This is a genomic window from Anaerolineales bacterium (assembly GCA_003105035.1).
In the GTDB taxonomy this organism is placed as follows: Bacteria; Chloroflexota; Anaerolineae; order Anaerolineales; family UBA4823; genus FEB-25.
The window spans coordinates 24,955-45,620 of record PQAL01000036.1 but is presented as its reverse complement, the minus strand read 5'-3'; the positions used below and the strand labels follow the sequence as shown (position 1 = coordinate 45,620).

Genomic DNA, 20,666 nt, shown 5'->3' with positions numbered 1-20,666 from the left:
AAATTAGTAAACACCGCCATGCTCATTGACGGTGTTTCAGTTGTGTCCGGCAGGTTTGATTTTATTGGATGTCATATCTGATGGCTGTTGGTAGCTTAATGCCCGCAACCATCATCATCCACAGCACGTAATACGCAATATCCTTGATTTCCCCGGTATTTTGGGTGTAAGCCGCATAAATATCATTGATCCTTTCCACATCGCATTTCATTCGAAGATAATCCAGGGCATTCAGAATTTCATCCTGGGTGCCGTTCGCCAGGGCTTTCGCCACCAGATCATCAGCTGGTTTTCCAGGTGCGACATTGGTGCCAATCTTTACTGCATAGTTGGCCAGCCATTCTAACTCAGTCGGCTCGGGTAATGGCTTTGGCGCGTAGTTAATCTTACGCCGGTATTCCTCAAACGCCTGCAAAGCGGAATTGCGGACGACCCATTCATTGTCTTCAAGCTGCATATTCTCGACGATTTTTATTGCCCAGGGTTGGTTGATGCGGATTAGGCCGAACGCTACCGAACGCCTGACCAGCAGATCTTCCATACTGCTACCATCTTTTAGGGCTGGGTAACCTTCGATGGGATTATTCGCCAGAGCTTCAGCTGCGCAGCGACGGGCGAGCTCGCTACCGTTTAGCAGGTTTGAAGCCAGAATCTCGAGCGATTGTTTGTCTCCTATGGCGGCTAAAGCCAGGCTGGCTGTGCGAATAGATGCCGGCGATTCCTCCGATAGCAGTACGACTAAATCTTCAATAGCTTTTTTCTCGCCAATGACCCCACACCCCAAAGCAGCCAGCGGTTTAAGATATTGGTACTCTGACTTTAATAATTGGCGAAAGTAGACCGTGACACCTGAATCGCCTGAAAAAGCCAGGCCCGAGATTATTTTTGCAGCCAGGGAAGGCGTATCTTTCTCTTTCTGCAGGATCGTTGTTAATGTACGCAGGATGTTGCTTCGCCACTGTCGATTTTTCGGTGCTACCTGAAGCCAACGGGCAATGTTTAGATGATTGGTGTGTAGAATATCATCTTCCTGGATAAAATCATTGATGTATGGAGAGACATCTCCCACGCGGGAATAATAATAAAAAACCAGGGTCTTACCGACCCAAGGGGATTGATTTTGAATGCTTATTAGGTTCTCAGTATCGGATAATGCATTGGAAGCCAAATACGCTTCTAAAATTGGGTGAGAAAATCCAAATTGGGAACCGGGATAGCTAATCAAAATGCCTGTGCTTGAGAGCGCATCAAATCCACCTTCATGTGTAGTTAAAGCAAAACTACATTCTTGGATAAGCTGAAGGGCAAACTTATCCAAATTAGGCCGTTTAACCCCCGTGTCCAGTGATAAGCGGCGGATATGGGCTTCAATGGCGCTCGTTCCATCGGCTCCGATAATATCACCCGCATAGGCAGCCCATACTTTTAGTGAATATTCCAATGGCTTGAGTAGGGTGTTTTCCACCTTCAGCCAGCTGTTCAGGTAGATGGGATTTATCTTTTTAACAGCATTCTTTTCCGGCTTATTAATCCATTTACTCCATACTTGGCCCCAACGCTTTAAAAACTCATTACGCTCATCTTCACCCCAGGATGCCATGGCAAGCAAGCTGAAACCCAACGCCGGGAAGCCAGCCAGATCATCGTAGGATAAGGCACATATCACACGGAGTTTCGGGTATGCCTCTAGCAGGGTCTGGATATACTGGCAGATAGCCTTTGCCTGAACAGGTGGTAATTCATCGCAACGGTCCAGGATAAGTAAAGCCTTATTTCTTTCCACCGCTGAACGGACCAGGACAGGCAATCGGGGTAAAGTAAGTGGAGATACATAGGTGGAGATGGACCTGATCAAGATATCCAGGGCAGCATTTGCATCAGGAACCTTCTTATCAGAATTACGCTCAGCGGACTTATTATTGCCCTCAGTTGCTTCATCAACTGTCTCTGGAGTTTCATCGACATGGTGTAATAAATGAAAAACTTCTGTTGCTTGCACATAGAGTGGCAAGTAACCTGCTAAAATCCCCAGACCGGGGTCATTTCGAGCAATAGAAGATGCGAGCCAGGCAAGTGCAACGCTTTTTCCACTGCCAGGGTGGCCACCGAGGATGATGTTTGCCCCGCCTTGGAGTGCTTCGAGCAATGTCATCGTGGAAGCTTTATAGATCGCTGCCAGCTCTGGCCAGTCGGGAGTATAAGGCAAGGTAACGCTGACACTATCTGTTGGGGCAGATTCAATCGATTTGCCAGCCTGGATGAGCGGGGTAAGCACTTTTGGAGTGATAGCTATTTCATCCAGGGAAAACAGCACGGAGGCTATGTGCTGTTTTTGAGCATAACTGAAAACATCGTTACGCAGACGGGCATCGATGCTGGTGGAAAGATTTTCACGTACACCACTAACATTTTTGCGTAGGGAACGCACTGCTCGAGGTAAATAGATCACCAGTCTGGAAATGATCCAGGTAGAAAGGATACCGGAGAGGAAACCTAACCAGAATGATGGCGAGCTTATGCTGAAATTTCTGAAGAAGTTCATCGCATTGATCCTATGCTTACCCTGGATATAATATTCTGCCGCATGATGGACAGCGGATTGCTTGACCAGGTGATTGGGAGGATTGAATCAAGGCTGCGGATAACATTGCACCACAAGCACCACATGCTCGTGAAGTGATCTTTGCCACGGCCACACCTTTGCGTGTGTTCCTGAGCTGCTCATAAAGGGCGAGGTCTGTGGACGGAACAGGTTGTGCAGTGGCTTTCCTTTCAGCTTCAAGTCGCTCAATTTGGGTCAATAGTTTCGTCCTCTCGCCACTCAACACAGCTTGTTGTTCAATTTGCTTACCCTCAACTTCTGTCAACGCATTTTTCAGATTTTTGAGAGTGGCTTCAGCTTGTTCAACAACCATCATGACTTCAAATTCTCGGTCTTCAAGCGATCCAATCGTGCGCTTTAAGGAAGCGATTTCATTTTGTAAATCTTGCATTTCTTTTGGATTATGGATCTTGCCACTGTACAGGGAGGACTCTGATTGCTCAATTTTTACCCGCACATCACTCACTTTGTTCTCAATATCGCGCAATTGCTTAGCTTCTTTTTGATAAACTGTCTCTGCTTCGGTAAATTCTTCCTGTGCTGTGTGGACTAAGGAGGTATCGGACAATGCCTTTTCGATATTTATTAAAGACGATCGAGTATTATCAAGCTGGCTATCAATCTGTTGCAATCGGTATAGGATCGAGATCTGGCTCATGCAGAGATTATAGAGGCGGATTGACGAGAAGGCAAGAGATTCATGGGATGATTATCCTCGATGTTCCCGGGTAAAAAATAGGTGAGATTATTTTGGTACAATAAGAGCAGTAAACACGCAGACATACCATGAAAAGTTGCTATTCAAGAATCATCAAAGGTGGATTAGTCATATTGCTTGTTGTCTGCAGTATGATATTCATTGCTTTGCAGCCGACATTTGCACAAGAGCCATACCCAGGGCCAGCTACTGCTACTACAAGCACGACTACACAAAGACAACCGACCACATCTATTTCACCGGGATTATCAACAACGCCTGGGGCAACACAAGCGGGCACGCCTGATGAAACTCAAGCAGGCACACCTACAACTACCCTTGTGCCTTTACCTGCCATTACCTTAGTCTTTCCTGCATTAACGGACACACCGACAGCAACAGTTACACCTGTTAGCAATTTATCAAGCAATGACTCAGTGAATGAGGGGAAGACAGAAATACCTCCAAGGTTTCGGTTGTTGGCTGCAATTATTATCATCTTATGGCTCATTCTAGCAGGATTTGCAATCATTTTTATTCATCAGGCACGTTGATTGGTATTGGACGGGGGAGTGTATAGAAAATAACAGTCTCTTCTGTGTTAGTTGGCTATGAAGATCCTAGTTCATCTTTTGTATCACTGAATATGACGCGTTGTGTTATACTTATTTACAAATAGCAGCATAAGGAGATTATTATGGCACCTGACGAAGAATCTAAACAAAGCGTGGATGAAACCACTTCTCTACATTACGGTTTACGAAGGATGATGCTGGCAGGAATTGGCTTCATGTCCATCATGCATGAGAAACTTGAAAAGCATATCGATAAGCTCGCAGAACGTGGCGAAACGATAGAAAAAGACCGGGAAAGCATGATCAAGGAGATGAAAACCCGGCGCGAAAAGTTCTTCAAAGACCGGAAGGGTTACACGCAAAAGCGAGTAGCTGAAGCGCTGGAGCACCTCGATATTCCAAGCAAAAGCGACATGGATACGATTAATACCAAGCTCAATAGCCTGGAAAAGAAAATCGACGAATTAAACGAGACCAAAAGCTAATTTTAGCTCGGCTTTGTCAAATTCAGCAACCTATTGGAGTATCACAGGATTGGTATGCCTGTAATTATTAAGCGCTACCGGAATCGTAAACTATATAATACTCAAACGAAACGCTATATCAACCTGGATGAGATTGCCGAAATCATTAAGCAGCAGGAAGATATCCAGGTTATGGAAAATGATACTGGGAATGACATTACCGCATCAACGCTTTCGCAAATTATCTATGAGTCAGAAAAACACCAGGAAGGCGAGCTGCCGGTAAATCTCCTTTCTAGTTTGATCCAATCTGGGGGTAAGCGCATCGACGAGATCAGGAGAAATATCTTTCATTCATTAAACTTCTCGCACCATTTCGACCGAGAACTGAGCCGGCGTATACAAGTACTCATTGAAAGTGGCGAGATAAATCAATTTGTCGGCGACCAGCTTTTACAAAAGCTCCTGGCGCTTAGCCCGAAAACAGAAGTAATATTTAACGTCGAAGATCGGATAGTTGAGTTTTTACAAGAAAGCCATATCCCCACGCGAGATGATATCCAGGCATTAATAACAAAAATCGATACCTTGTCCCAAAAGGTCGAAGGTATCGATTTGCCTGGTAATAAGGAATAGGGGAAGAATCTAAATTTAGATCATCCCGTAACGTTCCAAGGCAGTATTTAAGATCATATTCACCAATTCTGTGTGACCGATCCCTTCACCAGCGGCTTCGATTACCAGGTCTGAGATGATTGGCGCTAAGCCGGGTAAGGGATTAATTTCGAGGATATATGGCTTGTAATTGTCGTGGGCATCCAGGCGAAAATCGACCCGCGAAACATCCAATGCACCGATCACCCGGAAAACAGCCGCTGCCAACCAGTTTAGATCTTCCTTGAGCTCATCCGAGATCGGTGCTGGGCAAAGGTAATTGAGTTGATCAGCAAGCTCAACTTTTAATCGATTGCTATATACCGTATCCGAATCTGAGAAGGGGGACAGATCGACTTCCATGGGCGGTAGGAAATGTAGTCCAGCAACTATCCTGCGGGCGTTTTCGTCCTCGGGAAGGCGTGCGGCGACAGGACCTTGCAGGTTGCCAACAAAACCTACAGTGACTTCCCGACCTTCGATATACCTTTCAACAAGGGCTGGTTGTTTGTATTTTTTGATGATAGTCGAAATCTGCTCACGCATCTCATCTTCGTTGTAAACGATAGAATTGCGGGATACACCCATGCCGGTACCTTCGCGGCTGGGTTTGACAAATAATGGGAAGATCATTTCTTCTGATAGCGGTTCATTTACACGCTCAAAAGTTTGAAATTCAGGCGTGGGAAGATCGTTAAATGCAATGACTCGCTTGGTCATCGGCTTATCCAGGGCCAGGGCCAAGGTGAGTACTTTTGAGCCCGTGTACGGAATGCGCATCATCTCGAGTAAGGAGGGTATTTGTGCTTCACGTGCATCCCCGAAATGACTCTCGCAGATATTGAAACATATGTCCGGCTTAAATACTGGTAGCGTATCAATAAGGGAAAGATTACCTTCCAAGAATTCACAAGTATGCCCACCAGCACGAATTGCTTCCACTAAGGCATTTACAGTTTTTTCCGAGTCGAGGTCATCCCATTGATCTGCGGGCATGCCTTCAAATTTAGGAGCGTTCTTTTTGAGATTTGCTAGAAGTGCGACCTTGAAATGTTTCATGCTTCTCCTTTATGTGATGCCATAAGATACATTGAATCATTCTGACTGTCAAGAAAATCATCCCAGGAATTTTCAACAATACACTTTCCATACGGTAAAATTACACGAGTATTTCCACATTACTTCTAGCCGAGGATCGAATGGAATTTCAAGAGTTAATCAAACACAGGTATTCAGTCAGGGCATATAAACCTGACCCGGTTGAAGATGAAAAAATCATGCTAGTTTTGGAAGCGGCTCGGTTAGCTCCAACAGCCGGCAACCGGCAGCCTTTTCAAATTGTCGTGATCCATACGAAAGGCAGGGAAGGGGATTTACGCGCTGTTTACCCGCGAGAATGGTTTACCCAGGCGCCTTTGGTCCTGTGTGTGGTGGGTACACCCTCAACAGCCTGGGTCAGGCGTGATGGCCGGCAATATCTGGGAGTGGATTCAGGCATCGTGATGGACCACATTATCCTGGCAGCCACTGATCTTGGATTGGGAACGTGTTTCATCGCAGCATTTGACGAAGCGAAAGCGCGTGAAGTATTAGCCTTACCAGATGAAGTAGAACCGGTTTTATTAACCCCCTTAGGATATCCTGATGATATGCCAGGGATCAAACAGAGAAAAGCATTGGAAGAATTGATCCACTTCGAGCGTTGGTGATTTGGGTCAGTTATTGCAAGTGGAGCAAGAGCCACCTGAGCAACCGCCACAACCGCTTTTGTTGTTCCCAGCAATGATCTGAGATCCGCTTTGAGCGAAAAAGACAGAAAGGGCGCGTCGTGTTTGATTGCTCTGGCAAGTCTTACAAGGCACTGCGCTATCCGCGTCTTTGATTGAACGTAGTATCTCGAAGCGGGTGCCACAGTCCTTGCAAACGTATTCGTAAATAGGCATAAAGACTCCTGAATAAGCGAATATTTTATTTTAATCCGTCTGGTGATGCAGGTCAATACATTACTGAAGGATGAATATGCTGAAAAATCCAATCTATACCATCCTGATCTCTGCTGATGCTGAATGGAAAATAGTAGAGAAGTATTTTTCCACCTTTAAAGCCCAGGAATCTCCTTATGGAGAATGGTTTCGATACCAGTTAGCCTTTACCCCCGACTGCCTGTTGCCGGTGATATTTTTCCATGGTGGCTGGGGAAAGGTAGCTGCGGCTGGATCGACGCAATATGTGATCGATCGATGGCATCCCGATTTGATCGTAAATCTTGGCACGTGCGGTGGAATTAAAGGTGAAATCGAGCGTGAAGAAATCGTCCTGGCTGAAAAAACCATTATCTATGATATCTACGAACAGATGGGTGATGCAGATGAGCACCTCGAGTTTTACACTACATATCTTGATTTGTCCTGGCTGCCAGAGACGCTACCAATCCCAGTCCGCCGAACACTGCTGGTTTCCGGTGACCGTGATCTCTTTTGCGATCAAGTTGCCAGCCTCAAATCAAGGTTCGGCGCATGCGCGGGGGATTGGGAATCGGGGGCAATTGCCTGGGTAGCTGCCCGGAATCAAACGGAACTACTCATTTTACGAGGGGTGACCGACCTTGTGGGTGAAAAAGGTGGAGAAGCTTATGGAAATCTCGCCTACTTCCAACAAAATACAGAGAAAATGATGCGTAAGTTGCTGGATACGTTGCCTCAATGGCTCATGGCATTTCAAAGAGTGTAATTGGATTAAAAAAGGAGATACCCGAGGATAACTGCAGAGAGGGTAATCGTAATATTATCGATATCCTTCAATGGTAAGGCTTCGACCAATGTACCAATGAGTGCGATCAGGGTGATAGGGAACAGATATGATTGGATGGGCAGGGAAAAGACACCAGTTGCAATGAAAATCCAGATTACCACCACAGAACAAATCCACCCGCCGAAAAACATACCCAAAGAACCAACCAATGATTTTTCCTTGTTCCAAGCCAGGCGAATAGTGCCCCATTTTCGACCGGTAATATCAGCCAGGCCATCTCCTCCACACATCAACATCAGCGCAACAATACCCGTGGGCGTAGACTTCCAAAAGATGACCGTCAGGATGACAAAGATAATGCCGTAGTACAGTGGTCCTTTTAGTATCTCGCGACGGTCACCGGTTCGGGACATGGCTTTGACCGAAGCCTCATCCTTCATTATCCCGGTACCGATAAGCAAAAATTGAATGGTAAATGCCAGGGGAACCAGGGCTGCCAGGTATTTATTGATTGGATCCGCGTCAAATAATATCCAGCATAATACAAATAATGGACCTGTGCCAATGTGAATGATCTTTCTGCTCAAGCGGCTTTCAACCCAACCACGATGGGCGAGAAAATCATTAAGTCGGAGCCAGGCTAAGGCTACAACAAATGTAATGACTAACGCTAATAGGTTACTGGTTAACATAGTTTTCCCGCCCTCCTGCCAGGGTTGTGTTGTCTGAGGACTACTTATTCACGGCTATGCATCTGGCGTTCGATCTCACGCTTGGTATCTCGTTCGGCGATCTCTGCCCGCTTATCATATAGCTTTTTACCTTTAGCAACCGCGATTTCAACCTTCGCTCGACCATTTTTTAGATAAACAGTGAGTGGAATGACTGTTACACCTTTTTGACGTATGGTATTCCATAATTTTCGGATTTCACCGCTATGCAATAAAAGCTTTCGAGACCGGCGTGGCTCATGGTTGTAGATACTGGCTTGTTCATAGGGTGCAATGTGAGCATCCTCGAGCCAGGCTTCCTGACCATTGATACGCACATAGGCTTCTGCCAAGCTTATTTGGCCTGCCCGGACAGATTTTATCTCGCTACCTTGCAGGGCGATGCCTGCTTCAAAGGTCTCCAAGATAAAGTACTCATGCCGGGCACGACGATTACTGGCGAGAACTTTTTCACCCATGCAGATATTCTATCATAAGGAGAAAACAGACTATTTTGGAAGATTATATATTTTATGTAATGCGAATGAACGGGAAACAACCTGCGGCGATTGGTGTCAGATTAGCTCTTCCAGGTGGCGGATCAATTTTTCTGCCAGAGCTGTGCGTGAATGATTCGCCCGAGTATAGTTCAAGCCATTCTCCCCCATCCTTTGCCGCTCTGCAGGAATTGCTTTCATATGCAATAGAGCTTCAGCCATTTTATCCGGATCTTCCAGCGGGACAAATATACCACCCTGCACACTTTCAACAATTTGGCGAGCTTCACCATTGATGCTCAATAATACCGGCCTTGAACAAGACCAGGCATCAAATATTTTTGATGGAAGGGCTCCTTTGAATATTTCCACTTTTTTCAATGGGATCAGGGCTACATCTGCGGCAGACAGATAATCAGGGATTTGTTCACGTGGTTTTTCCGGTAGCATGGTGAGGTTGGGCAGATTATATCTCCCAGCCAATTCAAGCAGTTCCGCTTTTTTGGGTCCATCGCCGATCATGAGAATATGGATATCCTCCTGTGATTGAAGCAATCGAGCAGCCTCAAGGATCGTCTCCAGCCCCTGAGCTAAACCATGAATCCCAGCATATATCGCCACGAATCTACCCTCGAGATTTAGTTCAGAGCGGATACGCTGCCTGCCGGATGCAGAATAGGTGAACAAATCAGTATTTGCCCCATTTGGTACAAAGCATAGCTTAGATTTGGCTATACCCCGTTGAAGAAGGCGATCATAGATGCCATGCGTCACGACGACTACTTGCGTAGACTTGTTGTAGCACTGCTCTTCTAATCTGGTTGCCAGCGTGATAGCTTTAGGAGATGCCAGCTCGCCTAGGGCTACCGCTGATTCGGGCCATAGGTCGCGAACTTCGAAGATGAGTGGGATACGTCTAGTATAGCTGAGAAACAGCGCTGCTGCACCCACGAAAAGCGGGGGTGATGTCGCGTAGATAAAGTTGAATTTTCCGTGTGCTGCAAGTAATCCTGCCAGGCTGGCGTTGAGCATGTAGGTGAGATAAAAGAGCATCCGGTTGTGGAAATTTTTCTTCGGTGAAGCCTTTACCCACACGCGGATTACATTAATCCCATCCAGGTCTTTTATTTCGATATATTTTCCGCGATAATCTGGGGGGATAATCCCGGACGGATGATTAGGGAACTCGGTAAGGACTGTGACCTGGTGACCCAGGCGAACCCAGGTCCTGGCCATTTCATACGCACGTGTCTGGGTAGCGCCAGCCTCGGGTGGAAAATACTGGGATAAATATAGGATATGCATGGGCTATAAATTGTCCTGGTACAGCATTACCAGTCGATTGACCTGGTTCTCCCAGTTATATTTGGAGAGTATAGCCCTGCGTCCGTTCTCGCCAAGTTGGCGAGGTACTGAAGGATCATTCCACCAGGAAATGATTTTTGGGGTTACCTCGCTCAGGTCTGCGCAAGGGTCGACCAGGATTCCACAATCGGCATCTTTAATGATCTCTGCCGTGGCTGGGAAATTACTGACTAACACGGGGAGACCACTGGCCATATACTCGAATAGTTTCACCGGCACAGCCGCCACATAACGAGGTTCAGGTAATAAGATCGAGAGACCAATGTCAGCACTTTGGTAAACGTCTGATATGCATTCATAGGGTATCCAACCCAAATCGGAGATGTGTTTTTCAAGACCTTTCGCATAGTCAAATAGACGAAACTTTTCATGTTCTGGGGTATATACTCCTGCGAGGGTCAGATGGGCTGGAATGTTTTCTTCCAATAATATTCGTAGCAGATCAACATATAGAAGCAGTCCTCGATCGACGGAAAGACGGCCTGCATAGATCATCTTCAGGGTAGGTCTGGAAAAAACAGGGTTTCCCTGTTCCGCAAAACGTCTTTCCGGGTAGTGGTCTAAAACAATCACCTGGTGATTGTATTTCCGATAGATCGTTGCCAGGGTGTCATCGACGGTTACTATTGCATTTGAATAAGAGGCAAAGAATCGTTCAGCCCAACGAATGCTACGATATAACAAAATACCCGAAAATCCTTTCAGACGTGGCTTGACCAGGTCTGCATAGTATTCATGCGCGTCATAGATTACGGGCATATGGTGTCGTTTTGCATACCATAACCCGGCTGGCAGCGTGTCAAAATCATGACAATGGATTAAATTGGGCCTGATTTTTCCAAGGATAGGTTGAACTGCCTTCCAAAACCTTGGTAATTTACCAAGCTGACCGGTGCCAATTCCATACCCAGACAGGACATTCTGGATTCGAACGATTTTTACTCCCGATGCTAGGGTTTCTTCAGCAACCAGATCTGCCTGACGATCCCAGCACAGGATGAGTATCTGGTAACCGGACTTCTGCAGATGCTCGGCCTCTTTAAGCACCCGCGGATCCGGCTTAAAGGAGTTTGAGAGCAACATGGCGATGATTTTCATAGCGACTTTTCAGCCCGATGGATAAATACCATAGATTTGTTGTTTATGGTTCTCCTGAAGTAATGTAATCCATTTTACAGCCAGGGATCCCGGCGAGCTCAAAGGTTGAGCAGCCTGACAATCTTCTCGCTGGCGTGACCGTCGCCAAAAAATTGCGGATGAGGCCGATCAGCTGGAATTTGCTGATGTAAGGCAGATGATATTCTATCGGGATCGATACCAACCAGTGTGTTCCATCGGCTGTCTGTCGTTTCTACCCATTCCGTTTCAGAGCGCAATGTGAGGCAGGGTACCTTGAAGAAATACGCCTCTTTCTGAATGCCTCCGGAATCGGTCAAGATCGCTCTTGCGTTTTTTTCCAGGATCAGCATGTCCAGATATCCTACAGGATCAACCAGGCGAACATTGGAAGCAATAGAAATTTGACCCTTCTGCACGGCATGCAGTGTACGTGGATGGATAGGGAAGATGACCAGATCCGATATTTGCTGCAAGGCGGAGAAGATTGACCGTAGAACCTGAGGATCGTCCGTGTTATAAGCTCGATGCAGTGTGGCGAGGAAATAGTCCTTCGGTGATATACCGAACCTGCTCAATACGGATGATTTCTCCACGGCAAGGGTGCTGAATTGGAGCACGGCATCATACATTGTGTCTCCAACCAGGTGCACCCCATCCGTAAGACCTTCGTTAGCTAGATTATCGAGCGCGGTCTGGGTGGGGCAAAAAAGCAGGTCTGCACAATGATCAGTCAAAACTCGATTATGCTCTTCAGGCATTTGGCGGTTATACGAACGCAATCCAGCTTCGATATGTGCCAGTTTGATGTGAAGCTTCACCGTAGCCAGAGCACCTGCCAGTGTAGAATTCGTGTCACCGTACACCAGTACAATATCTGGTTTTTGATCCATAATGGCTGGCTCAATTCGTGCCAGCATCTGGCTGGTTTGCTGCCCAGGTGTTCCAGATCCTACATTGAGGTTTATCCATGGCTCTGGGATGCCCATTTCTTCGAAAAACACTTTTGACATCCCATAATCATAGTGCTGGCCGGTATGGACAATATATTCAGTGTGCCCGGCATTTGCCAAGGCTTTGCTGACCGGAGCAGACTTAATGAATTGCGGTCGAGCTCCCACAACTGTGACGATTTTCATCGTGCGTCATACCCCGTTGTGGATTTTAAAATAAGAATCGATGGTATCGACCACCCTTGAGATCATCTCATCGGTTAATTCCGGATAGATCGGTAATGATAGCGATTGGCTTGCGGCGCTTTCACTTTTTGGGAAATCTCCGGTTTTATAGCCCATCTCGCTGAAGCATGCCTGGAGGTGCAGTGGGATAGGATAATAGATCTCGCTTGATATTCCTTGCGCTTTAAGGTATGAAAGCAGTTGGTCGCGCTGCATAACACGGATCATGTAGAGATGGTATATATGTCGGCCAGACCCTGTCTCGCTTGGGACCACGATGCCGGGTCTCACCCCTAAGTCCTCTAGAGAAATCGATAAACCTTTCTCGGAGAACAATTGATTATAAGTTGCTGCGTGCTGCCGCCGTAAACCTGTCCAATCCTCCAGGTGCTTGAATTTCACTCGTAGAACGGCTGCCTGGATAGCATCCATCCTGAAATTTCCCCCCACCAGGATGTTGTGATATTTTGGACGTTGTCCATGGTTTCGGAGCAAGGCAATTTTGTCAGCTAATTGCGGGTCATTGCAGGTGACCAGACCGCTATCGCCGTACCCGCCAAGATTTTTGGAGGGGAAAAAGCTAAAACATCCCACATCACCGATTGAGCCAGCAAGTTTGCCCTTGTAATCAGCCCCGATCGCCTGACAGGCATCTTCAATTACAAATAAACCATGTCGCTTTGCTATGTCCATGATCCGATCCATATCGGCAAGCTGCCCTGCCAGATGGACGGGCAGGATGGCTTTGGTTTTTTTTGTGATTTTCGATTCTATCTGGCTGGAATTTATATTAAAGGTGGTTGGCTCGATATCCACGTAAACGGGAATCGCACCCAGCCGAACAATCGACCCTGAAGTAGCAAAAAAAGAGTAGGGAGTGGTGATGACCTCATCGCCGGGATGTATGCCAAGAGCCATCATTGATAACAGTAAAGCATCTGTGCCGGATGATACACCAAAAGCATATTGGCACTGGCAGTAATTCGCGAGCTCTTTTTCGAGAGCTACTACTTCTTCGCCGAGGATAAATTGCTGGCTGTCCAGCACACGGTTGATTGCAGCCAGGATTTCTCCTCGAATGGAAGCGTATTGTGCCTTAAGGTCGAGGATGGGGATAGGTGAATTATCCATTATTACTAGGTAGCGGTCGGTCTTCTGGCCAATCCAGGCAGTGGAGCGAGGTAAGTGAGGTCAATTGGTATCGCCAACCTGTTAACGGACAGATAAGAATTCCTTCTTCTTTGTCTGGTTTCAGGCGATTGCCATGGCGCCCCATCCAGCCTTTCTGAACGCCAGGCACACCCAGAATCAGGGCATAATCCGGTACATCATGCCGCACAACGGTTCCCGCACCGATGAAGGCATAACGGCCAATTGTGACTCCGCAGATGATGGTGGCATTAGCGCCTAGGGTAGCTCCGCGCTGGATCAGGGTTCGCTGATATTCATTGCGGCGGACGATCTGCGAGCGTGGATTGATTACATTGGTAAACACGCAAGAAGGTCCGCAAAAAACATCGTCTTCAAGCTCCACACCGGTGTAAACTGAGACATTGTTCTGGATCTTGACGTTATTTCCGATAATCACATCATTCCCCACCATCACGTTTTGGCCTAAAATACACCGTTCACCAATACGTGCACCAGCCATGATGTGGCAAAAATGCCAGATTTTCGTGCCTTTTCCGATAGACGATGGCTCGTCTATATATGCGCTTGGGTGGAGGAAATAGTCTGTCACAGTTTTCCTTTTACGAAAGGATGGATCTCATCCGTGGTTGTTGATATCGTTGCTGCTCGAATTCGATGAACCAGCTCAATGGAGGGGCGGGCGTCGTCAATCCCGAACCCTCGGCCTGCCAAGGTTTCCTGGTATACACGAGTATGAAGATCGGTAAAGCCTTCGGTGAACTCCACTTCTTCGCCGTCGATGGAAATCGAACGGTAAGTGCTTTTACTGCCCGGGGTAACCGGGAAAGGTAGGTCGTTTGAGTTGATCGAGAGATACCATAGCACCTGGGCACGCTCAAGATCCAAGAAACCACTCATACGCTCTGAGTCAGAGTAGTAAACACCTACCGAGCCTACTTCCCCAAATAGCCAGAGAAGAAGATCGAACAAATGGATGCCAATATTAGTGGCAATCCCACCGGATTTATTTGGATATCCTTTCCACGAAGTGTGGTACCAGGCACCTCGGGCGGTCACATAGGTAAGGATTACCTGGTGTTTCTTATCCGTAGGCGATAAGCTCAGCTTGTCTCGAAGCTCAACCAGTGACGGATGCAAACGGAGCTGCAAAACTGTGTTGATCTTACCATCATATTCTGTTTCAATATCCTGTAGTGCGTCCAAATTCCATGGGTTGATTACCAGGGGTTTCTCACAAATGGCATTGGCATGTACTCGCAAAGCCAGTCGGCAATGGGCATCGTGAAGGTAATTAGGAGAGCAGATGCTCACATAATGCACACGGTCAGTATCGGAGCCACGCCGTAATTTTTCGAGATGACGGTCAAAGCGTTCGATTTCAGTGAAGTAACGTACATCAAAAGAATATTGGTCAAGAAGGCCGACTGAATCATTGGGGTCAACGGCTGCGATCAGGCGATTGCCAGTATCGCGAATGGCCCGCAGGTGACGGGGGGCAATGTAGCCTGCAACGCCGATCACCGCAAAATTTAATGGCATTTAATGCTCCAAAACATTTAGAATTAGGATGTTGGTAATTCTATCTGGTCTAAAAAGCCTCGTCAATAGGCTATTGCAGACTTCTTAAAATTGTGTTATCGTAGCCGATATTTTCAAATATAGGTGACAATGCATGCCAACAAAATTTAGTCGGTTTTGCCTGGGGGTGATGGAGGCTGCCTGGCTGGCAGCGGTGAGCGTAATCCCAATCTTTTTTAACATATATTCCAGCAGGATTTTCGAACCGGATAAAATTGCCATCTTACGCTCACTGGCTTTGTTAATCCTGGGGACATGGATTATAAAATTAGTTGAAGAAGGCGGGGTAAAGTGGAAATCGGAGGGGAGTGATCAATCGCTATTTATTTACCTATTCAAATATCCATTGCTTGTCCCAGTCACGGGGTTGGCAATCATCTATCTGCTCTCAACCATATTCTCGGTTACACCATCCATCAGCTTGTTTGGTTCCTACCAGCGTTTACAGGGCACTTACACGACCTTTTCGTATCTAGTGATATTTCTATCGGTAATCGCTAATTTAAGGAAACACGAACAAATCAACCGGTTGGTCACCACAGTTATCTTTGCCAGCCTGCCTATTTCACTCTACGGACTCCTGCAACACTATGGCATCGATCCAATCCCATGGGGCGGAAATGTTTCGATCCGCATCGCAGCTAACATGGGAAATTCAATCTTTATTGCGGCTTACCTCATCATGGTGTTCCCGCTAACCATCGGGAGGGCTATCCGGTCATTTACTGCAATCTTGTCAGATAGCGAAACCGATAGCTCAGGGATACATGTATCCAAGCATATTATCCTGGCGACAATCTATGTAATTATTGCATTCCTGCAGCTGATCGCCATCTATATGAGCGGTAGCCGTGGCCCTCTCCTGGGTTTACTGGTGGGTGGTTTTTTCCTGCTCCTGCTTTATTCCATTTACTGGCGTGCACGTTGGCTGAGTTTTACAGTCGTCGGTCTGGCCGTAGCCGGATTGATCTTCCTGGCAGTGTTTAATATGAATGGGGGTCCACTGGAGACTTTGAAAAGATCTCCTGCGGTTGGCAGATTTGGCAACTTGCTTAATTCCGAGAGCAACAGTGCCCTGGTTCGCCAATACATCTGGGAGGGAACCGTCAAGCTCGTTGGTTTGCACCAACCATTGGTCTTCCCGGATGGCAGCACAGATAAATTCAACTTCCTGAGGCCATTGATCGGCTATGGACCTGAGTCCATGTACGTTGCATATAACCAATTCTACCAACCAGAGCTAGGGCAGGTGGAAAAACGCAATGCTTCGCCTGATCGCTCGCATAATGAAACCTGGGATTCCATCGTCATCACCGGCTACCTGGGCTTGCTGGCATATCTCATTGTTTTCAGCTCAGTGTTCTACTTCGGGCTTAAATGGCAAGGGTTAATAAACACATCGAAAAACCGGATCACCTTCTTTGTCTGCCTGATCGGCGGAGGAATCATCGGCTCGCTTGCCTTGATCATTCTGAAAGGGATCGAATACCTGGGAGTTGGTTTACCATTTGGGATGGTCGCAGGGGTCGTGGTTTATCTTGGAATCTATGCTCTCTTTTTCGCTTCTGAAACTGGCAGCGCAGCTCACCTGAACCCTTATTATCCCTTGTTGATCGTCCTATTCTCAGCTATCATTGGCCATTTTGTTGAGATCAATTTTGGAATAGCCATCGTTGCCACGCGTACGCTGTTTTGGATCTTCGCGGGGGTCATTATCGTCACCGGCTTTGTGTTACCGAAAATGGTGGTGGCTGACCTTGATAAAATCGAAAGCACAATCATCACCGAGCAAAAAATCAATGTACCAGGACGCAAGAAAGAGCGCTCTTCGGCAAGACAGTCACGAAAGGCTGACCGAACGAAACGCTGGGCGATTGGTGATCGACCCGATTGGTACAGGAATGTTTTGATCGGGGCGGTCATCGTTGGATTAATCCTGGCAACGCTTGGTTTTGACTACATCACTAATTCAGCACATTACACATCATTCATTTCTATACTGACGACTTCCCTGACTCGTCTCGAGAGTAAGGAAAACGCCATATCGTTAGGTATCATTGTCCTTTTATTATTTACCTGGTTGCTTGGCTCTCTGCTCTTTGCTGCAGAAGCGGGAGGAAAACCGGATGATAGAGAATGGCTAAAGGCCTTTGGAGTAATGATGGTGATCTCGCTTGGTATTGGTGTGTTGTTCTGGATGTGGCACAGCATTAGCTTAGCCACACTGGCGAGTTTTACACCTCAAAACGTGAATGACGTGAATACACAGGTAGCCAGCATCGGAGGTTTACTGACTAAGTATTATATATATGTACTATTATTACTAGCCGTGCTGGCTTATCTGATGCCGGATGAATGGCCTGCACGCAGCATATCACCATCATATATTGGTGTGATCATTGCCCCGATCTTGGTAATTTTGCTACTCGTTTCTGTCAATTTCTCGAATCTTAATGTTATCCAGGCTGATATTACGTTTAAAATGGCTGAGCCTTTCACCAAAAATGGGCAATGGCAGGTGGCAACGTTCCTCTATCAAAATGCTCTCAAACAAGCGCCAAAGGAAGATCATTATTATCTATTTTTAGGTAGAAGCTACCTGGAGACAGCCAAGATCACCGAGGCCGTCACGGAACAGGACAAGCTTATTCAAGAAGCTGAAAGTGACCTGAAAGATGCCCAGAAGATCAACCCATTAAATACTGACCACACAGCAAACCTGGCCCGCTTGTACACTTGGTGGGCTGGAAAAGCTACCAATGCAGAAGACCGTACGCAACGAGCTGAAAAAGCTTCACAGTATTACTCGACCGCGGTTGAGCTAAGCCCGAACAACTCCACATTGTGGGATGAGTGGGCGGTTCTGGCTATGCAGCTCCTGGGACAGCCAGAGCAAGCATTAGAACGCCTGCAGCGCGCTCAATCATTGGACCAGAGGTACAATTTCACTCAGGGCTTGCTGGGCGATTATTATATGCGCATAGCCAGCGCAGCTACGGATAGTAGTGTTAAGTTAGAAGCCCTCCAGCAGGCAGAAGATTACTACAAGACCGCTGCAACAGTCACGAAATATACTGACACAAATTCTAAAGCCAGCTACCTGATATCATTGAGCAATGTCTACTTACAAAGGGCCAGTCTGGATCCGATGAATATTGACCGGAACCAGATCCAGCAGGCCATTGATGTATTGGAGCAGTCTATCACAAGCGGATTAAGCGCAAGTGACCTGTGGAAGGTGCAGGAATCTCTCGCTAAGCTCTACTATCAAATTGGGGATAGGGTAAATGCCCAATATTATGCCAAGGCAGCCCTCGCTGGAGCCCCTGAATCAGCAACCAGCCGAATACAGACATTCATCACTCAAACACAGCAACTGCCATGATGCTGTAACATCGGCACGGAAGAAACCTTGAGCTACCAGATATTTCTGCCACTTATCATTGCCACGATAGCCAGCCTGATACTGGTGCCTGTGGTACGCAGGGTCAGCTTCCGTACAGGCAAGGTGGCGATACCACGTGCAGACCGCTGGCATAGGAAACCGACACCAACCCTGGGTGGCATCGCGATATTCGGGGCATTTGTCATTACTTTATTAGCAGTTATGGTCATTCTGGGCGAGCGAATCATGCTTGCCCAAAGGTGGAGCATCCTCGTATCCGTCTTGATCATGTTCGGTATCGGCTTGTACGACGATTTCATGCATATCCGCCCCCCATTGAAGCTGGCATTTCAAATCTTAGCTGCGACCGTTGTCATCTTTTTCGGTAATGTCACGATCGAATTCTTCCGCTGGCCGATAGCTAATATTTTTCTGACTTTCTTCTGGTTGGTGGGGATCACCAATGCCATAAACCTGCTGGATAATATGGATGGTCTGGCGGGTGGTGTGGCGTTGATCACCACTGGTTTCCTGGCGATCTTTTTTTGGCGTTCAGGTTATAACGATTTGCTGATTTTATCGTTGGCATTAGCTGGGAGCATCATCGGTTTTCTGGTATTTAATTTCCCACCAGCCAAGATTTTTATGGGTGACAGCGGGAGCATGTTCCTGGGCTTCACCCTGGCGGCCTTGGCTATCGCTCGGCGAACACAGGCGTCAAATATCTTTGCCATTATCGGCGTTCCAACCCTGGTATTCCTGCTGCCAATCCTGGATACTGCGCTGGTCACCATCACGCGCATCCTGAGAGGGCAATCACCAGCTGAAGGTGGAAAAGATCACACTTCACATAGGCTGGTGGCTTTTGGCCTATCGGAACGTCAGGCAGTATTGGTGCTGTATGCAATTGCCATCGTTTCAGGGCTGGCGTCGATTGGATTGGATGCACTTGATTATGACCTGAGCCTGGTGCTCATCCCTATCTTATTAATCGTACTCTCGTTATTTGTGGCTTACCTGGCGAGGATCAAAGTCGTTGCCTCCGAGCAGGAAGCACCCAGTGGCATTACACGCCTGATCATAAACCTAACCTTCAAGCGGCGGATATTTGAGCTTGTGTTCGATCTTTTATTAATTGGGGTGACTTACTACCTGGCCTTCTGGACGCGCTTTGGGCTCAATATGACCACCACCAGCATGGGCCTATTCCTTGTCTCGTGGCCGATCGTTCTAGGTGTCACATACGGAGCTTTCTACCTTTTCCGGGTATACCGTGGTATGTGGCGTTATATCGGTGTAAACGACCTGATGCGTTATGCAGGCGCAGCATTCGTTTCAGGGGGGGTATCCTGGGGAATGATTCGCTTCATCATCCCAAATCAACCTTTTACAGGTGATGTGTTCTTACTCTACACGCTCTATCTGCTACTCGGTCTCTCTGCATCACGATCATCATTCCTGATCCTGGACCGTTTTTATAGCCGGAAAATCAGCGACAAGCGGAGTGAAAATGTGCTGCTGTATGGAGCTGAAGATGCCGGAGAGATTGCTCTGCGCTGGATTGAGAGGAACCCAGAGATCGGGTACTCCGTGGTAGGGTTTCTGGACGACGACTCTTTAAAATGGGGCAGCAATATTCACGGAGTGAATATCCTGGGAGACCTATCCAAGCTCGAGCAGCATATCCTTGATAAACAGGTCAGTGGGGTAATTGCCACTACCGACTTATTATTAAAAACCCCTCAAGGCATGCAATTACAAAACACATGCAGAGAAATGGGGGTTTGGATACGAGTGCTCCATCTGGAGTTTGAGCTGACCGAATAATATCGACAAGCTAAATGATCCACTACCTGCTACGTAGATACTAATTTTCCTGTAGAACCATAGCAGGAAGTATTCGTGTCCAACTTGCTCAGCTTATATAGATCAATCGGTTAAG

At 47.0% G+C, this 20,666-nt stretch carries 18 protein-coding genes; 6 read left to right on the top strand and 12 right to left on the bottom strand.

Features of this window, described 5'->3' with window-relative positions:
• Positions 1 to 61: 61 nt before the first annotated feature.
• Both C3F13_15180 and C3F13_15175 read right to left on the bottom strand, forming a co-directional pair.
• Positions 62 to 2,542, bottom strand: a complete 2,481-nt coding sequence (locus C3F13_15180) for a hypothetical protein (protein ID PWB50852.1) — start codon at positions 2,540 to 2,542, stop codon at positions 62 to 64.
• A gap of 16 nt (positions 2,543 to 2,558) precedes the next feature.
• The gene (locus C3F13_15175) at positions 2,559 to 3,260 is read right to left on the bottom strand and encodes a hypothetical protein (GenBank protein ID PWB50851.1); all 702 of its coding nucleotides are present in this window, start codon (positions 3,258 to 3,260) and stop codon (positions 2,559 to 2,561) included.
• Positions 3,261 to 3,996: 736 nt separating this feature from the next.
• On the opposite strand from C3F13_15175, the gene C3F13_15170 reads away from it, so the two are divergent.
• Complete coding sequence (locus C3F13_15170; GenBank protein PWB50850.1) at positions 3,997 to 4,359, top strand: hypothetical protein; 363 nt, start codon at positions 3,997 to 3,999, stop codon at positions 4,357 to 4,359.
• A 54-nt stretch (positions 4,360 to 4,413) separates the two neighbouring features.
• Entirely contained in the window at positions 4,414 to 4,974 is a 561-nt protein-coding gene (locus C3F13_15165) for a hypothetical protein (GenBank protein PWB50849.1), read from the top strand.
• Between the two features lie 15 nt (positions 4,975 to 4,989).
• Here the strand turns inward: C3F13_15165 and C3F13_15160 are convergent, their stop codons facing one another.
• Entirely contained in the window at positions 4,990 to 6,051 is a 1,062-nt protein-coding gene (locus C3F13_15160) for a hypothetical protein (GenBank protein PWB50848.1), read from the bottom strand.
• A 140-nt stretch (positions 6,052 to 6,191) separates the two neighbouring features.
• Here C3F13_15160 and C3F13_15155 point away from each other — a divergent pair, with 140 nt between their 5' ends.
• Positions 6,192 to 6,701: a nitroreductase gene (locus C3F13_15155; protein PWB50847.1), complete on the top strand. Its 510-nt coding sequence runs from the start codon at positions 6,192 to 6,194 to the stop codon at positions 6,699 to 6,701.
• A 6-nt stretch (positions 6,702 to 6,707) separates the two neighbouring features.
• Here the strand turns inward: C3F13_15155 and C3F13_15150 are convergent, their stop codons facing one another.
• Positions 6,708 to 6,935 carry a hypothetical protein gene (locus C3F13_15150; protein ID PWB50846.1) on the bottom strand — a complete coding sequence of 76 codons (228 nt, stop codon included), beginning with the start codon at positions 6,933 to 6,935 and terminating at the stop codon, positions 6,708 to 6,710.
• 70 nt (positions 6,936 to 7,005) lie between these two features.
• Between C3F13_15150 and C3F13_15145 the strand changes: the two genes are divergently transcribed.
• The gene (locus C3F13_15145; GenBank protein PWB50845.1) at positions 7,006 to 7,722 is read left to right on the top strand and encodes a hypothetical protein; all 717 of its coding nucleotides are present in this window, start codon (positions 7,006 to 7,008) and stop codon (positions 7,720 to 7,722) included.
• A gap of 5 nt (positions 7,723 to 7,727) precedes the next feature.
• On the opposite strand, the gene C3F13_15140 is transcribed toward C3F13_15145, so the two are convergent.
• From C3F13_15140 to C3F13_15105, 8 genes are all read right to left on the bottom strand, one after another.
• Entirely contained in the window at positions 7,728 to 8,435 is a 708-nt protein-coding gene (locus C3F13_15140; GenBank protein PWB50844.1) for a phosphatidate cytidylyltransferase, read from the bottom strand.
• A gap of 44 nt (positions 8,436 to 8,479) precedes the next feature.
• On the bottom strand, positions 8,480 to 8,938 hold the full coding sequence (locus C3F13_15135) for an SsrA-binding protein (GenBank protein ID PWB50843.1): 459 nt from the start codon (positions 8,936 to 8,938) through the stop codon (positions 8,480 to 8,482).
• A 90-nt stretch (positions 8,939 to 9,028) separates the two neighbouring features.
• Positions 9,029 to 10,255 carry a glycosyltransferase WbuB gene (locus C3F13_15130; protein PWB50842.1) on the bottom strand — a complete coding sequence of 409 codons (1,227 nt, stop codon included), beginning with the start codon at positions 10,253 to 10,255 and terminating at the stop codon, positions 9,029 to 9,031.
• A gap of 3 nt (positions 10,256 to 10,258) precedes the next feature.
• Positions 10,259 to 11,413, bottom strand: a complete 1,155-nt coding sequence (locus tag C3F13_15125) for a hypothetical protein (protein ID PWB50841.1) — start codon at positions 11,411 to 11,413, stop codon at positions 10,259 to 10,261.
• Between the two features lie 98 nt (positions 11,414 to 11,511).
• Positions 11,512 to 12,570: a UDP-N-acetylglucosamine 2-epimerase (non-hydrolyzing) gene (locus tag C3F13_15120; protein PWB50840.1), complete on the bottom strand. Its 1,059-nt coding sequence runs from the start codon at positions 12,568 to 12,570 to the stop codon at positions 11,512 to 11,514.
• Between the two features lie 6 nt (positions 12,571 to 12,576).
• Positions 12,577 to 13,740 carry a transcriptional regulator gene (locus C3F13_15115; GenBank protein PWB50839.1) on the bottom strand — a complete coding sequence of 388 codons (1,164 nt, stop codon included), beginning with the start codon at positions 13,738 to 13,740 and terminating at the stop codon, positions 12,577 to 12,579.
• Complete coding sequence (locus C3F13_15110) at positions 13,733 to 14,350, bottom strand: N-acetyltransferase (GenBank protein ID PWB50838.1); 618 nt, start codon at positions 14,348 to 14,350, stop codon at positions 13,733 to 13,735. The genes C3F13_15115 and C3F13_15110 overlap by 8 nt, the downstream gene beginning before the upstream one ends.
• Complete coding sequence (locus C3F13_15105; protein PWB50837.1) at positions 14,347 to 15,300, bottom strand: oxidoreductase; 954 nt, start codon at positions 15,298 to 15,300, stop codon at positions 14,347 to 14,349. The genes C3F13_15110 and C3F13_15105 overlap by 4 nt, the downstream gene beginning before the upstream one ends.
• A 133-nt stretch (positions 15,301 to 15,433) precedes the next feature.
• Between C3F13_15105 and C3F13_15100 the strand changes: the two genes are divergently transcribed.
• Positions 15,434 to 18,724: a hypothetical protein gene (locus tag C3F13_15100; protein PWB50836.1), complete on the top strand. Its 3,291-nt coding sequence runs from the start codon at positions 15,434 to 15,436 to the stop codon at positions 18,722 to 18,724.
• Between the two features lie 27 nt (positions 18,725 to 18,751).
• The gene (locus C3F13_15095) at positions 18,752 to 20,551 is read left to right on the top strand and encodes a hypothetical protein (GenBank protein PWB50835.1); all 1,800 of its coding nucleotides are present in this window, start codon (positions 18,752 to 18,754) and stop codon (positions 20,549 to 20,551) included.
• Positions 20,552 to 20,666 lie beyond the last annotated feature (115 nt).